13 protein-coding genes are annotated in these 15639 nt (G+C 59.8%); 4 read left to right on the top strand and 9 right to left on the bottom strand.

Translation table 11 applies throughout. The annotated features are described in order from the left end of the window. Nucleotides 1–111 precede the first annotated feature (111 nt). The 4 genes from AAAX59_RS05215 to AAAX59_RS05200 all read right to left on the bottom strand — a co-directional run bounded on the left by AAAX59_RS05215 (nt 112) and on the right by AAAX59_RS05200 (nt 4815). A complete protein-coding gene (locus AAAX59_RS05215) occupies nt 112–2118 on the bottom strand; it encodes an ABC transporter ATP-binding protein (protein ID WP_349070992.1) in 2007 nt (668 codons plus the stop codon). Between the two features lies 1 nt (nt 2119). Continuing rightward, nucleotides 2120–3835 (bottom strand): ABC transporter ATP-binding protein, encoded by a 1716-nt coding sequence (locus AAAX59_RS05210; protein WP_349070990.1) that lies wholly within the window; start codon nt 3833–3835, stop codon nt 2120–2122. Between the two features lie 8 nt (nt 3836–3843). Continuing rightward, entirely contained in the window at nt 3844–4344 is a 501-nt protein-coding gene (locus AAAX59_RS05205) for a MarR family winged helix-turn-helix transcriptional regulator (RefSeq protein ID WP_215693539.1), read from the bottom strand. 180 nt (nt 4345–4524) lie between these two features. Then, nucleotides 4525–4815 (bottom strand): CDP-alcohol phosphatidyltransferase, encoded by a 291-nt coding sequence (locus AAAX59_RS05200; protein WP_349070988.1) that lies wholly within the window; start codon nt 4813–4815, stop codon nt 4525–4527. A 294-nt stretch (nt 4816–5109) separates the two neighbouring features. Between AAAX59_RS05200 and AAAX59_RS05195 the strand changes: the two genes are divergently transcribed. Next, nucleotides 5110–5631, top strand: a complete 522-nt coding sequence (locus AAAX59_RS05195; protein ID WP_349070986.1) for a nitroreductase family protein — start codon at nt 5110–5112, stop codon at nt 5629–5631. A 55-nt stretch (nt 5632–5686) separates the two neighbouring features. Here AAAX59_RS05195 and AAAX59_RS05190 read toward each other — a convergent pair whose 3' ends face one another. From AAAX59_RS05190 to AAAX59_RS05180, 3 genes are all read right to left on the bottom strand, one after another. Further along, a complete protein-coding gene (locus AAAX59_RS05190; RefSeq protein WP_349070985.1) occupies nt 5687–6193 on the bottom strand; it encodes a hypothetical protein in 507 nt (168 codons plus the stop codon). A 153-nt stretch (nt 6194–6346) separates the two neighbouring features. Further along, entirely contained in the window at nt 6347–7564 is a 1218-nt protein-coding gene (locus tag AAAX59_RS05185; protein WP_349070984.1) for a helix-turn-helix domain-containing protein, read from the bottom strand. 266 nt (nt 7565–7830) lie between these two features. After that, on the bottom strand, nt 7831–8865 hold the full coding sequence (locus AAAX59_RS05180; protein ID WP_349070982.1) for a YeiH family protein: 1035 nt from the start codon (nt 8863–8865) through the stop codon (nt 7831–7833). 193 nt (nt 8866–9058) lie between these two features. On the opposite strand from AAAX59_RS05180, the gene AAAX59_RS05175 reads away from it, so the two are divergent. Continuing rightward, on the top strand, nt 9059–9760 hold the full coding sequence (locus AAAX59_RS05175) for a GntR family transcriptional regulator (RefSeq protein WP_050766156.1): 702 nt from the start codon (nt 9059–9061) through the stop codon (nt 9758–9760). A gap of 114 nt (nt 9761–9874) precedes the next feature. On the opposite strand, the gene glmS is transcribed toward AAAX59_RS05175, so the two are convergent. Beyond that, nucleotides 9875–11722, bottom strand: coding sequence for a glutamine--fructose-6-phosphate transaminase (isomerizing) (glmS, locus tag AAAX59_RS05170; RefSeq protein WP_349070980.1), 1848 nt, complete (start codon nt 11720–11722; stop codon nt 9875–9877). 312 nt (nt 11723–12034) lie between these two features. Here glmS and AAAX59_RS05165 point away from each other — a divergent pair, with 312 nt between their 5' ends. Continuing rightward, on the top strand, nt 12035–13144 hold the full coding sequence (locus tag AAAX59_RS05165; RefSeq protein ID WP_349070978.1) for a LacI family DNA-binding transcriptional regulator: 1110 nt from the start codon (nt 12035–12037) through the stop codon (nt 13142–13144). 112 nt (nt 13145–13256) lie between these two features. Here AAAX59_RS05165 and AAAX59_RS05160 read toward each other — a convergent pair whose 3' ends face one another. After that, nucleotides 13257–13907: an HAD family phosphatase gene (locus tag AAAX59_RS05160; RefSeq protein WP_161115403.1), complete on the bottom strand. Its 651-nt coding sequence runs from the start codon at nt 13905–13907 to the stop codon at nt 13257–13259. Between the two features lie 166 nt (nt 13908–14073). On the opposite strand from AAAX59_RS05160, the gene AAAX59_RS05155 reads away from it, so the two are divergent. After that, nucleotides 14074–14952: an ATP-dependent sacrificial sulfur transferase LarE gene (locus AAAX59_RS05155; protein ID WP_349070977.1), complete on the top strand. Its 879-nt coding sequence runs from the start codon at nt 14074–14076 to the stop codon at nt 14950–14952. The last annotated feature ends 687 nt before the right edge of the window (nt 14953–15639 follow it).

Here is a 15639-nt window from a genome sequence, read left to right as displayed (position 1 = left end):
ACGCAAGCGGCACAAAACGACATCGGCATCAACGCAAGAAGGCGCGCCAGGGAATTCATCCCCGGCGCGCCTTTGCGTTGATGCGACATGTGGGACTGTCCCTTTGTCACATTATGCGAACTGGCTCAGATAGAGGTCGGCGTAGGCACCCTCGGCAGCCAGCAGCTCCTTATGCGTGCCCTGCTCGATAATGTTGCCGTGATCCATGACCAAGATCAGGTCGGCATCCACAATCGTCGACAGGCGGTGTGCGATCACAAAGCTCGTGCGCCCGCGCATAAGCGCATCCATGGCACGGCCGATGGCAAGCTCGGTACGCGTGTCCACGCTTGAGGTCGCCTCGTCCAGGATGAGAATCGCCGGGTTGTTGAGCAGCACGCGTGCGATGGTCAGCAGCTGACGCTGGCCCTGGCTGATGCTTTCGGCATCGTTGGCCACGCGCGTGTCGTAGCCCTGCGGCATGGTGCGCACAAAGAAGTCGACCTGCGCGGCACGAGCGGCGGCCACGATCTCGTCGCGCGTCGCCTCGGGACAGCCGTAGGCGATGTTTTCGGCAATCGTGCCATCGAACAGCCAGGCGTCCTGCAGCACCATGCCAAACTGCTGCCGTAGCTCGCCGCGGTCCATGCGGCTCGTATCCACGCCGTCGAGCGTAATACGCCCGCCGTCAATCTCGTAGAAGCGCATGAGCAGGTTGATGAGCGTCGTCTTGCCCGCGCCCGTGGTTCCCACCACGGCAATCTTCTGGCCCGGCTCGGCGGTAAACGACACGTCGCGCATAAGCGGCTTGTCGGGCGAATAACCAAAGCGCACATGCTCAAAGGAGACGCGGCCCTCCACGCGACCCGGCAGCTTGGCGGCCTTGTCCGGCAGCGGATCGGCCTCCATCTCGGGCTCATCGAGCAGGTCAAACACGCGCTCTGCACTCGCCAGTGCGCTCTGCAGCGAGTTGAAGGTAAACGACAACTGCGTCATGGGCTCGGATGCCTCGTAGATAAACTGGAAGAACGCCTGGAACACGCCGACGGTCATGTGGCCGGCAACCAGCATACTGCAGCCCACAATCGCAATCACGATCTGTGCCAGGCGGCCGATAAAGCGCACCGCGGGGCCGACGGCGTTAATCATAAAGTCGGCCTTGGTGCTCACACGAGCCAGTTCCTTCGAAGCCTCGTGCACCTCAGCGGAGCTCTGACGTTCGCGGTTAAACGCGCGGATCACCAGACGGCCCGAATAGCCTTCCTCGACCGCACTCGTAATCTTGGACACCCACTCCTGGCGCTCGCCCGTCACATCGTGTGTGCGGCGCGAGACGACCTTCGTCACCAGCAGCGACAGTGCCGTAAAGAACAGAAAGACGAGCGTAAGCTGCACGCTGAACACGAACATCACGCTCACAGCACCAACAACCGTGCCGATCGACACGAGCAGCTGCAGCAATCCGCGCTGCATGCTCTCGGACATCTTGTCCAGGTCGTTGGTCGCGCGGCTGACGACCTCGCCGGGACGATGCGCGTCAAAATAGGCGAGCGGCAGACGGTTGAGCTTTTGCGCGATGCGGTTGCGCAGGCGCAGATTGAGGCGTTCGGCCACGCTCGACATCAAAAAGCTCTGGAGCGCGTAGAACGAGGCGGCGGCCGTCCAGATCATAAAGTAGATGAAGATGGTCCTGCCGCAGTTCTCCCAGGTGATGTTGAAGGTGGTGTCGTTGGCAAACGCCACCTGAATGTGGCCCCACAGCTCATCGATCACGCGAGCGCTATATGCCGGCGCAGCGGTGTTAAAGATGGCATAGAACACAATACTCGCAAACACGATATAGAAGCGCCAATGGTCGCCGGCAGCCTCACTCCACAGGCGGCGCACCGTCGCCCAGGTATCCCGAGGTGTCTCGTCCTCGTCTTCGTCGTCCACGTCGCGCATACGCTCTGCCTCGGCGCGGGCGCGCTCGTCCTCGGCACGTTCGTTTTCCTCGTAGAGCGCTTGGCGGCGAGCCTCGCGCTCGGCTGCAGCCTTGGCGGCGTCATCCAGCTCGGTCGACGCGGCAGCCGTTTCCTCGACCAGTCCCGCGGCAGCGGCGTCATCAACGCCGCCCCGCTTCTTGAGCTCCTCGGTCATGCTACTCACCTCCCTTCATCTGCGATTCCGCGATGGCGCGGTACACCTCGCAGGTTTCCATAAGCTCGCCATGCGTGCCCAGACCCACAACCTCGCCATCCTTGAGCACGACGATCTGGTCGGCGTGCAAGATCGTCGAGATGCGCTGCGCGATGATGAGCACCGCAGCGTCACGCATCTCGTCTTGCAACGCATGACGCAGGGCGGCATCGGTCTTAAAGTCCAGGGCCGAAAAACTGTCATCGAAGATATATAGATCGGCATGCTTCATGAGCGCACGGGCGATTGCCAAACGCTGGCGCTGGCCGCCCGAAAAGTTCGTACCGCCCTGCGCCACCGGGGTATCGATCCCCTGCGGCTGATCGAGCACAAAGGTGCTCTGGGCAACCTGGAGCGCATGAAGCATGTCGGCCTCAGTCGCGTCTTCGTTGCCAAAGCGCAGATTGCTTGCCACAGTGCCCGAGAACAGCCACGCCTTCTGCGGCACATAGGCAATGCGCCCGCGGATTTCGTCTTGCGTAAGCTCGCGCAGGTCCACACCATTCAGGCGAATGGAGCCCTTGGTGGCATCGTGGAAGCGCAGCAGAAGCTTTGCCACCGTCGATTTGCCCGAGCCTGTCGAGCCAACGATCGCAGTCGTCTGACCGCGACGGCAGGCAAAGCTCAGGTCGCACAGAGTGTCCTCGTCGGCATCGTCAAAGCGAAACGACATGTGGTCGAACACGGCCACCGCATCGGCTTCGTCTTGGGGCTCGCGCGCCCCGTCATCCAGCGTGCGGTCACCGTCCACGATGCTCGGCTCGATCTCCAGCACCTGCTGCGCGCGCTTCAGACATGCGGCGGCGCGCGGAAGTGTCAGCACCACCATCTGCGCCATCATCACAAAGAACAGGATCAGAATTGCATACTCCAGCACCGCCGAGATACTCGCAATCTGCATGGCGTGGACGCCCACGCGGTTGCCGCCCACCCACAGCACCGCCACCTCGGCGATATTCATCAAAAAGAAGCTGGAACTGTCGAGACCCACAAACAGGTGGTTGACCTTGATGGCGTTGGCCGCGTAATCGCTAAACACCTCGTCCAGGCGCTGCTCCTCGTGGCGCTCCTTGTTAAATGCGCGGATGACGCGCACGCCCACGATGTTCTCGCGCAGCACCACGTTCATGCGGTCGATAAAGCTCTGCAGGCGCATAAAAATCGGCGCGGCGTTAGCCACCGTAAAGACCGCCGCAACCAGCACGATCGCAACCACCACGCCCAGCAGCGTGCCCATGGCGGGATCGATGAACCAAGCAAAAATGATGCCTGCCACGACCAAGAATGGCACCGGCAACACCAGCTGAATCGTCTGAAGGACAGCTTGCTGAATCACGTTGATGTCGTTGAGCGAGCGTGTGATCATCGAACCCGTGCCAAAGCGCTCAAAGTCGCTGGCGGACAGCTCGAGCGACTTGTCGTACACGGCATTGCGGATATCGCAGGCCACGTTGGCGGCCAGGCGCGCCGAAAGATAGCAGCCCAGCACCGTGCCGCCGCTGGCCATGCCGGTCGCGATAAGCATGTACAGGCCGTTACGTAAAATATAGTCGACATCGCCCGTGGTAATACCGGTGTTGACCATGTTCGCCAGCATCGTGGGAACCAACAGCGTACCGACGTTATCTATCAGCACCGCAAACAGCGTCACCGCAATCAGACCGCGGTACGGCCTCATAAACCTCATTAAGAGTCGCATGTGTCCCCCTCGCCCTTATCGTCAGCCTCGTTCTCGGCGGCCACTTGCCGTTTAAATGCCTCGCACTCTTCGTTCAGAACATGGGAGAATTTACCGACCAGGCGCATGATCTCGCGCTGTTCCCACGGCTCGAGCGCTTCGAATGCCTGTTGCTCGGCTTTTTGCGCCGGTAACGCGTAGCGCTTGGCAAACCGCACGCCTTCTTCGGTCAATCGCACAACCTTGTTCTTACGACTGCCCTCGGCAAACTCCAACGTCGCAAGCCCTCGCGCCCTAAGCGTCTTGATCGCCGAATTGATGGTCTGTTTGCTGTAGAACCATTCACTCGTCAGCCGACTCACGGCAACGCTTCCGCCCGCTGCACTCGTGTCGACGAGCATCCAGTAGGCGCAGTCCGAAAGACCGCAGGTACGCGCGAACTCCGAATAGATACGGTCAAGCCCGTTAAGCATCCGGTCGAAATCGACCAGGCTAACTGCACTATTCATCTCTCCCACCATTCGATAGTCCGAGTTTTGACCAATTTATATCTCTACATTAGTCCGAGTTTTGACTATCGTCAATACGCTCGTTGTTTATGGTCGGCTCTACATAAGCATATCGACAAAAAAGACCGCCGGCGCGGGGGCGGCGCCAGCGGTCACGTGAAAATCGGGTTTTATTGCCTGTTAAGCGGCGACGGCCTCATAGACCGTAGCACCCGAGAAGCTGTCATGCAGGCTTTTGCCGGCAATCCACGGCAGCTCGACGACCTCGCAGACCGTGTTGACCAGCTCGGAGCAGTCAGTAAAGTGGCCCTTCTCGTTGAGGGCCTCGCAATCCTGAACACGCCAATAGCCATCGGTGTGCGTGATGTAGTACTCGTGATCGTTGATCGACACGAAAGCGCGCGTCTTGGAACGCAGCAGCTTCAGAAATCCTTCGAAATCGGTCTCGACGACATCTCCAGCCTGGAACATGATGTTACCTCCTGGCCCGGCGCCACCACGGCGCATTGATAAACGTTGGTGCTCCTTTAGTAAAACCTTTATCAGAGGTTATGCGTTCGTCATTTAGGCAAGTGGTAAAAAACCGCAGGGTAGACGGGATAAAACGTTTAACCATCCCATTTGTTTGTCACATTCTGAAGGTACTTTTATGCAAACCTACTTTCCCAATTGGAATCTATCCTTTTGGCCGGGCAATTGACCGTCTATCGTTTAAGCCCGGCGGGTATGAACGGGGCATCTGCAACGCCACCGCAAGGAGACACCATGGAGACTATCGAAGCACTCATTCACCGCCGCAGCTGCCGCAACTACAGCGATCGTCCCGTCGAGGCCGAAAAGCTTGCACGTATTATCGAAGCCGGCCAATATGCACCGAGCGGCATGGGCCGCCAGCCGGTGACGTTTGTCGCCGTCACCGACCCCGCGACCGTCGAGCGTCTCTCACAGCTCAACGCCCAGGTCATGGGCAGCAACGGCGACCCCTTCTATGGCGCCAAGACCGTTGTTGTGGTGTTGGTTGACCGCAGCGTGCCCACACATCTGGAAGACGGCTCGCTCGCCATGGGCAACTTGCTCAACGCCGCCTATGCACTGGGTGTCGATTCGTGCTGGATTCACCGCGCGCATGAGGTCTTTGACTCGCCCGAGGGCCTGGAGCTGCTGGCCAGCTGGGGCCTGCCCGCCGACGGCAGCCTGCGCGGCGTCGGCCACTGCATTCTGGGCTATGCCGAGGACACGCTACCCGAGCCCAAACCCCGCCGCGACAACGTGGTGTACGTCAAGTAGCGCAGGAGTGTCCCAAACTGCCGGCAGAAAAGGAACGTCCCCTTCTGCCGGCAAGCTATGTTGATATTTGAGTTGTCGTCGCTTCGCTTGTCTGGGTCGTTTCGGCGTCGTCGCCTTGCTTGTCTTCGTCCTTTTGTGCATCGGCGATGGTGGAGGCCGCCGCAACGATACCGCGCTGGGGCGCGACGCCCGTCTGGGTCTGAGCGCCCTCGATAACTTCTGTGCCTGCATGCGCGAGCTCGGGCGATTTAAACACTGCGTCCAAGTTGGCGCCACCGCCGGCGTAGCCAAGCGCAGCGAGTGCGATGACGATCACTGCAACGGCGACCGCGATCGGAACATAACGATGCCAACCAGCCGGATTGAGCCCGCTGCGGCGAGCCGCCCCGCGGCTGATGTAACCGAGCGTGCCGTCGTGCTTGAGCTTTGAGCCCACCACGCGCTTGCGGCCCCACAGCGACGACTCGGCCCGCATGGCCAAGCGAGCGCTTGCCGATGGATAGCCATATTTAGTGCGTTTGAACGAGCCATCAAACGCCGAGGCGTGTTTGCCCCACGTCACCGATGTCGTGCGCCGGTTAACCGGCGCGGCGCTCCGCCTTCTGCGGCTCGGTTTTGAAGTCTCAGCCATTTGCCCTCGCACGCCGTAACCAAATCGAAACAATAACGCTTTGGACTGTAGCACACGCGTCGCGCGCGGTCACGGGCGCCTCGCTCAACGGTCGTCGTCCTTCAGCAAGCGCCACAGCGTTGTACGGCTTATGCCCAGCACCTCCGCCGCACGGGTTCGGTTGCCGTGGAGATGGTCTACAACCAAATGCGCGATATCTCGCTCGGTATCGGCCAGCGGTCGCAGGATATACAGGTCACTTTCGAGTGTCGGGGCGCCAAAGGTTGCGGTCTTAATCACGTCCTCTTGGGCGAGCACTTCCTCCGCCACAGTGCGGTCCACCGTGCCCGCCCCCACCAATATATACAGTCGTTCCGAGACCTCGCGGAGCTGCAGATAATTGCGCGGCCAGCGGTAAGCATCGAGCGTCTTCGCCGCCGCGGCAGACAGCGTGGGCGCTGACGTCCCAAATGCGTCAGCGAGATATTCCAAATAGCGCGCAACCTTCTTCGACGCGGCTCCCTGCTCGGCGATTGCCGGCGCCACGCTCACCGCACAGGCGAAGCGCTCGGTCACAAAAGCGGCTTGATCACTTTCGCTGCCGCCCGGCATGTCATTCGCCGTCAGCACCACATGGCAGCGCGTCGCCAACGCGGTGTCGGCCATCGTGGAAACGAGCTCGCGGAGGCGTTGGGGACCAACCGCATTCCAGTCCTCAATGCAAAGGGTCAGCCCCGTTTGGAACAGCGGCGATTCGGCGCTTTTGAGCACATGGCGCCAACCGCGATCGGTGAGTTCATCGAGCGCGACGGAAACAAAGGGCTGACCGGCAAAAGGACCGTCCAGATAGAGGCGCTTGGCGATCTCGACCTGACCCGCTCCCAGCTCGCCCTCGAGCATAAGGGGCACACCGCGCGCGTAACTCTCTGCAACCGGCGCAGCCACCGAGGCCGCCCCCTCAACGATGCCGTACGCGCTCGATTCGTAGCGGACCTCAACTTCGTCGGCGTTGAGCCACTCGATGCCCGCATGCGCCGCGGCGCCGCGCACCTCGCGGACCACGACGACCCAAAGGCCCCCGCCCTCTTTGTCGGTGGGGCGAACGGTCAGGCTCAGGCGCGTACCCGCACGCCCCATAACCAGACGCGCACCGTCTCCTATACGGTCGAGGCGCTCAGCGACAAAAACCGCCACATCCCGCTCAAGCGCCACGTCATTCACGGTCGAGATCGCGACGTCCCCATGCGCATCGATTGCCAATGCCGAGGCCCCGGCGGCAGCTAGGGCATCGGTCAAGATGTTCAGCTTGGCATCGCTATCCATGATTTGCCCCTGTCCGCAGCGACGTGCAACCGCCGACGGTCGCACGACCGAGTGTTTCAAAATTGAACGATATTGCTCACCAAACACTATAGGGCAGAAAGCGCCGTCCTGCGAGTATAGGTGTTGCCCCGCATCGCCATCCTGGCGGGGCGATAAGAGCTCTTCGGGACTTATAAACCTGCGGACAAGCCATACCCGCAAGAGCTCCTATCGCTCCACCGTGAGAATGCGCTCACCAGCACGCAGCACGCAAACAAGCTACTTCTCTACCAGATTCCCAGCACGTGCTGCATTCCCAAACTCATGCACGCAATGCCAATCCAGCAGCAAAAGCCCAATGCGATGGGCTTGCCGCCCTTTTTGACCAGCTCGACGATATCGGTATTAAAACCAATAGCCGCCATGGCCATCACGATTAAGAACTTTGACAGCTCCTTGATGGGCGCCGTGATGGACACAGGAAGCTGAAACACCGTGGTGATCACGCTCGCCAGCACAAAGAACAGCACGAACATGGGAAACGCGCGTTTAAGCGAGAACGTGCTTTTGGCGTCGCCGCCGGCCTTGCGCGCCAGATGCATCTGCCAGCATGTGAGAACCAACGTGATGGGAATAATGGCCAGCGTCCTGGTGAGCTTGACCACCGTGGCGCTCTCGAGCACATTGGCGCCGGGATGCATGCTGTCCCAAGCGCTCGCCGCAGCCGTTACGGACGAGGTGTCGTTGATGGCGGTACCGGCAAACAGGCCGAAGCCCTCGTTGGTCAGCCCGAGCATGCCGCCGAGCGTCGGAAACACGAGCGCCGCGATAACGTTAAACAGAAAGATGACCGAAATGGCCTGGGCAATCTCGCGATCGTCGGCATCGATGACGGGCGCGGTCGCAGCAATGGCAGAACCGCCGCAAATCGACGAACCCACACCTACAAGCGTCGCGATCTTGCCCGGCACGTTCATAACGCGGCAGAGCACAAAGGCGATGACAAGCGAGGTCGAGATCGTTGCCACGATAATCGGTAGCGACTGGGCGCCCTTGGACAGAATCTGGGAGAGGTTCATGCCAAAGCCAAGCAGGATAACCGCGTACTGCAAGACTTTTTTGGACGTATAGGTAACGCCGGCGGTGAGCTGTTCGCGACGATTCTTGGGAAAGACGAGCGCCAGGACCATGCCAAAGAGGATGGCAAATACCGGACCGCCGACCACCTCAATTTGTTTGCCGAGCAACGTCGCGGGAATGGCGATGATCAGGCAGAACAAGACGCCTTTCCAGCGCTCGCGTACGATGTTTGCCAGTTGCATATGGGATTCCTTCTTTCTATTTCACGTTTGCGACGGCTTATGATACGGCAACATTGAGCGCAGCCTTGCGCAAACACAGACTAAGATGCCGCAATAGTTCTCAGGCAACAGCCGAATTACCCACCGCGGAGAGCTGATTCGCGGCATAATTAACAACTGACATATGAGTTTGATAGAACAGTTGCGAGGCGCTATGGAAGAATCGATGCACGTCGGCGAGCAGGAAACGAGCCTACAGGACCAGTCCTATCACACCATTCGACGCAAAATCGTCTACCTGGACTACAAGCCGGGCGAAAAGCTGGGCGTCAAGCAGCTTTGCGACGACCTAGATATGGGTCGCACGCCCGTGCGCGAGGCTTTGGTTCGCTTGGCGCAGGAAGGCCTGGTGCGCACCGTGCCCCAGAGCGGCACCTACGTCTCACCCATCAACCTCACCCTTGCCGAGAGTGCCTGTTACATCCGCGAGCATCTGGAAAAGCAGGTGATTGTGGAGTGCTGTGCGCGCGCCACGTCGGCCGGCATCGAGCAGCTCGACCGCGCCATCGTGCTGCAGGAAAAGGCCATGGCCGAGGAGGATCGCATCGGCTTCTTTTTGAGCGACAACCTCATGCATCACATGATTTTTAGCATCGCATGTCGCAGCACCGTGTGGTCGTGGCTCGAAGAGACCAATGCCGACCTGGAGCGCTTCCGCTGGCTGCGCGCCGCCACGCAGGTTCTCGACAATCAGGACATCGTGAACGAGCACAAGCAGATTCGCCGCGCTATCGCCGGTCGCGACCCCATCGAAGCGAGCTTTTTGGTCAGCAAGCACCTGCACATGATGTTCCGCAACCAAACCGAGGTTCTGGACCAGTTCCCCGAGTACTTCGAGACCAGTAAGCTCCGCTAACCTGCCAAAAAGGGACAGGTTCATTTTGGCAGGTTTTATCTGGGCAAATGCAGAAAAGGCCCGGCTCCGTCTTGATGCGGAGCCGGGCCTTAGTCGCTAGAACGGCGGAACCAACTACTCGACAGTAACGCTTTTCGCCAGGTTGCGGGGCTGGTCGACGTCGCAGCCGCGCAGGATGGCGACCTCGCGTGCGAGCAGCTGCAGAGGAACGCTCGCCGTGATGGGGCTGAACACGTCGCGGACTGCCGGCACGCGGATGATGCAGTCGGCGATCTTGTTGATCTCCTCGTCGCCCTCGGTGGCAACGACGATGACCTTGGCGCCGCGCGCCTTGCACTCCATAAGGTTCGACACGGTCTTGTCGTAGGTGGCGCTCTTGGTGGCCACAGCGATGACAGGGAAGCCCGGGTCGATCAGGGCAATGGGGCCATGCTTCATCTCACCGGCGGCATATGCCTCGGCGTGCAGGTAGCTGACTTCCTTGAGCTTGAGCGCACCCTCGTAGGAAATAGCGGCACCCATGCCACGGCCCACGAACAGCGCCGACTGCGCGTCCTTGCACAGCAGGGCAGCCTCATGAACGGCCTCGGTCTGGGTATCCAAAATCCACTGGATCTGCTCGGCCGTATCGGAAAGCTCGCGGAACAGCATGCGTGCCTGTTTGGTGGTCAGGCGGTACTTGACCTGCGCCAGCAGCAGGGCCAGCAGCGTCAGGCTCACAACCTGGCCGATGAAGCTCTTGGTCGAGGCGACCGCGATCTCCTTGTTGGCTTTGGTGTAGATGACGCCGTCGCTCTCACGCGCCACGGGGCTGCCCACCACGTTGGTGATGCCGAAGACCTTGGCGCCCTTGATGCGCGCGTCGCGGATGGCGGCGAGAGTGTCGGCCGTCTCGCCCGACTGGGACACGGCCACGACGAGCGTCGTCGGCGTGATGATGGGGTTGCGATAGCGGAACTCGCTGGCCGCCTCCACCTCGGTGGGGATGCGAGCCCAGCCCTCAATGAGATTCTTGGCAATGAGGCCAGCGTGATAGCTGGTGCCGCAAGCGATCACGTAGACGCGGTCGATGTCGTTGAGTTCCTCGAGCGAAAGGCCCAGCTCGTCGATGTCGAGCTCGCCGGCCGGCGTCATACGACCAACCAGCGTGTCGCGCACGACGCGCGGCTGCTCGTGAATCTCTTTGAGCATAAAGTCGGGATAACCGCCCTTTTCTGCCATGTCCAGGTCCCAGTCGATGTGGGTGACCTTGGGCTCGATAACGTTGCCGGCGTCGTCGGTGTACTCGACGCCTGCGGGCGTGAGCTTGGCAAACTGACCGTCCTCGAGCACCACGACATCGCGGGTGGCGTCGATGAGCGCGATGACATCGGAAGCAACATAGGAGCCGGTTTCGCCCACGCCGACTACGATCGGGGAATCCTTGCGGGCCACGGCGATCACGCCGGACTCGTCAGCGCACACGGCGGCCAGACCATAGGCACCGACTACGTGGGTGCACGCCTCGCGCACGGAGGCCATCAGGTCGTGCGTCTCGGCATAAGCCTCTTCGATCAGATGCGCGAAGACCTCGGTATCGGTCTCGCTCTTAAAGTGGTGGCCGCGGCCCTCCAGCTCTTCGCGCAGCTCGGCGAAGTTCTCGATGATGCCGTTGTGGACGATGGCGATACGACCGTCGCAGCTGGTGTGGGGGTGAGCGTTAACGACGGAGGGCTTGCCGTGGGTGGCCCAACGGGTGTGGCCGATACCGCAGGTAGCGTCGCTGTCGATGTTGGAAAGCTCACTCTCCAAGCCCGCGACCTTGCCCACGCGGCGGATGACGTCGAGGTGCGCCGCGGCGCCCTCGCCCACCTCGAGCGCGACGCCCGAGGAGTCATAGCCGCGATACTCCATACGCTTGAGGCCCGTGACCAGGATGTTCTTTGCAATATCAGAGCCGGTGTAGCCGACGATTCCGCACATAAGATAAATCCCTTCGTTCGCGTGACTGCAAGACGTCCACGCACAAAGGGCGCTGAGACGTACAACGTTCGAGTATTGTACTCACGCAAACGCAAGCTGATATACCAGAAGTGGTATCTCAACTTAGATACCACTCGATGCACACACGTCCAGCCGGTCCAAACCACCACAAAGGTACCTGCCCCCTTCGTGGTGGTCGCGCTGGCAACAGCGTTTCCCCAGATAAAACCTGCCAAAATAAACCTGTCCCTTTTTGGAAGGTTTGGGATGCTACAATCTGGCTTGTACTTGAAACGCATCAAAGGGGCCGCTATGGCAAAGGTTAAAATCAGCGACGTCGCGCGCGAAGCCGGGGTTTCGTTGGGCACGGTTTCCAACGCGCTCAACCACCCCGAAAAGCTGCGCCCCGAAACCCTCAAGCTCATCAACGAGACCATCAATCGCCTTGGCTACCTGCCCAATCAAAGCGCCCGTCAGCTCGCGGGCGGCGCCACCAAGTCCTTTGGCCTGGTGCTCCCCCGTCTCGATCACGGCTTTTCGCTCCAAATCGCCAGCGGCGCCCACAACGAGGCCCGCAAGCACGGCTACGACTTGCTCATCGCCAACGCCGATAACGACGATATTCTCGAGGACCATTACCTGCGCTACTTTATGGGCACCCAGATGTCCGGCGTCATGGTTCAGCCCATGGCATCCCCCGACTGGCACCCCGCCATGACCAAGATGCCCGTGCCGATCGTCCATCTGGACATCCATTGCTCCGAGCCCGGCTACTACGTAGCGGCCGACAACGAGGCCCAGGGTCGCATCATTGCCGAACTTGCTATCGCCCGCGGCGCGCACCATATTGTCGTCGTCGGCCGAGCAGCATTTATGCAACTCACCCTGCGCGTCCTTGGCATTCATAAGGCGCTCGCCCTGCACCCCGATATCAAGATCGAAGTCATCGACGCCGGCGAGTGGAACACGGCGGCCGACGGCTATGGTATCGGCAGCCAAATCGCCGAGCGCCCCGCGGACGAACGTCCCGATTTTGTCGTCGGCCTGACCGATGTGTTGGCCTCGGGCGTCGTTTCGGCACTGGTCGACAAGGGCATCGCCGTCCCCGGGCAAGTACGCGTAGCAGGTTGCGATGGCAACCCGCTCGCTTGGAGCGGATCGGTCCCGCTCACTACGGTAGCGCCCCCGGGCTACGAGATTGGCCGCAAGGGTGTCCAACTGCTGATGGAGCAAATCGAGAACAAGGCCCCGGCAAAGATCAAGCATATCCGTGTCGGCTCCGCAGCGCGTACCGTCACCGCAGTCGCCGCCGAGGATATCAACCGCCAAGAACTGGTACGTCCGTTCCTACTGGAACGCGCCAGCACCCAGGCAAGCAGCCAGACCGACGCCACGGCCATCAACCTCGGTGCGTATCTATAGCACGCCCGCGAGTATGCTAAGTCGCCGCTTAAGCAAAAGGGGCCCGACTATTGCCGGCCCCTTTTGCTTAAGCGCAAACGTGAGCAATTGCTCGTTTCAACACCGCAATTGTCTAGCGCACGGCCTTGACTGCCGCCGCCAGGTCGAATAGCGTATCGAGCACGGCCTCGCAGCCATCCACCACGTCCTGCGGCAGCGGCACAATATCGGGGACGGCAAAGACGTGACAGCCGGCCGTGATGCCCGAGACGCAGCCGTTGCGCGAATCCTCGACCACGGCACATTCCTCGGGAGCAAAGCCCGCGCGCTCGCAGGCGAGCAGATACATCTCGGGGTCGGGCTTGCCGTGCACGACGTCCTCGCCACACGTTACCGTTTCAAACTTGTCAAAAAGACCGACCATCTTAAGGTTGCGCTCGGCCGTAACGAGGCGCGACGACGTCGCTAGACCCACGTGATAGCCCGCAGCCAGCAGCTCGTCTAGGCACTCGGCGGCACCGGCCTTAAGTTCCAGTTCGGTCTTGACCATCTCGTCGCGAATCTCCTTGTGGCGACGATAGATCGCCTCGGTGGTTTCATGGCTGCCGTAATGCTTATCAAGGATGTCCATAACATCGGGCAGCGTGCGGCCGATAAACTGATGGATCAGCGCTTCATCAATCGCGAGCCCCAGCTCAGCGGCGCCTGCCTTCCAGGCCTTAATCCCCAAACGCTCGGTATCGACCAGCGTTCCATCCATGTCAAAAATAACAGCCTTGATCATATCGGTCCCCTCACCGGATTGTGTTACTACCACTCTACCGCACTTACAAACTTGTATATAACGTATATAGCATATTGCACTTTCGTTACATAGATAGAAGACTTATGGCAAGTAACGCATTAGGATTATAGTTTTCGACCGAGTACTCAATGGTAAGGAACGTTTCATGATTTTAGACACCACGGCACCCGCAGAGGAGCTTCAAGACAAGCTATCGGCGCTCGAACAGCTGCTTTTGGCATACGGACGCGTGGCTATCGGGTTTTCCGGTGGCGTCGACAGCAGCTTTTTGGCCGCCGTATGCGCCCGCATCATGCCTACCAATACCCTCCTTGTCCATCTCACCACACCGCTCATCGGCACGCCCGAACAGGCTTCGTTTGAGCGGTCCGTTGATGGACAAGCCAACGAAGGGGCACATTTTAAGCTCCCCGTGCTCAATCTTTCGGTGGATCAGCTGCAGCTCCCCCAAGTAGCCTGCAACGATGCTAATCGCTGCTACCACTGCAAGCACGCCGGCTTTACCGCCATCGTCAACCACGCCAAGTCGCTCGGCTTTCCCACCGTCATCGATGGCAGCAACGCGAGCGACCGCGGCGATTACCGTCCCGGCATGCGCGCCGCCGAAGAGCTCGGCGTACGCTCCCCTCTCATGGAGGTCGGCTTTACCAAGGACGAAGAGCGCGAGCTGCTGCGCGCATGGGGCTATCCCGTTTGGAACCTGCCGGCGGGAGCATGTCTTGCCACGCGCGTCCCCACGGGCGAGGAGCTCACGCGCGAGAAGGTCGATTTAATCCGCGCCTGCGAGGATTACCTGCACGATCTTGACTTGGCTCAGGTCCGCGCACGTCTGGTCGGCGGCTGCATGCATATCGAGGCCGCGCCCGCAGATGTCGCCAAGATTGCCGCCCTCGGCGGTGTCGCTGTCGACGACAAGGGCAAGACCCCGCTGCCCGCCGCCATCGAGTCCGCGCTGCGCGAGCTGGGCTGCGACCATATCTCCCCCGAGGTCACCCCCTACATCCACGGCAACATGAACCTTTAGGTTACGCCGTTTTACAAACGGCGTAACTGCTCGGCGCTGCGCAGGCCCCGGGCACGGCAATCTGACGTTCAACTTCACGGGCGCGACCAAAAGGTCAGCGCCCGCTTGTTTCACGTCACCTTACCGCACCCGGAGCCTGCTCGCTCGCATATGCTCAACCTGGACTGCGTTAACTGACCTACCAAAAAGGGACAGGTTTATTTTGGCAGGTTTTATCTGGGGAAATATCGCGAGACAGTCGCCCCTCTAGCACCCATCTAACTTCGAGAGACACTAGAAGGGCGACCCGGCTGCATCTACTTCTTCCGATATCGGCGGTTGTGGCTCGTCAATGAGCCCATTACTTCGATGAGTCCTTTATCCGCCATTTTGGCAGATGGTAGCTGACGGACGAATTTTGGCATTCCGTCTCTCTAAAACAATAGATTTATCTCTCTAACTTTAGAGAGATAAGCACCTTATTTTAGAGAGACATTTAGAGAGATGTATCGAATTCACTGTTAGATAGCCCAATGTTATCTCTTTAACTGGCTTTCTCTTTAAAGAGACAATTAGAGAGACGAGCGCAACCTCTCTAATCAAGGGCACCACTCTTTAAGGTGCACACTTCCTAACCGTGCCCTAAGTTGCGGTGAAATAACTCACGATTAACCTGCCAATAAGGGACAGATTTGTTTTGGTAGGTTT

The sequence above is a fragment of the Collinsella sp. CLA-ER-H2 genome (genome assembly GCF_040092405.1).
In the GTDB taxonomy this organism is placed as follows: Bacteria; Actinomycetota; Coriobacteriia; order Coriobacteriales; family Coriobacteriaceae; genus Collinsella.
Note: the sequence above shows the minus strand (reverse complement) of the source record. Positions and strands in the feature narration are given on the sequence as shown.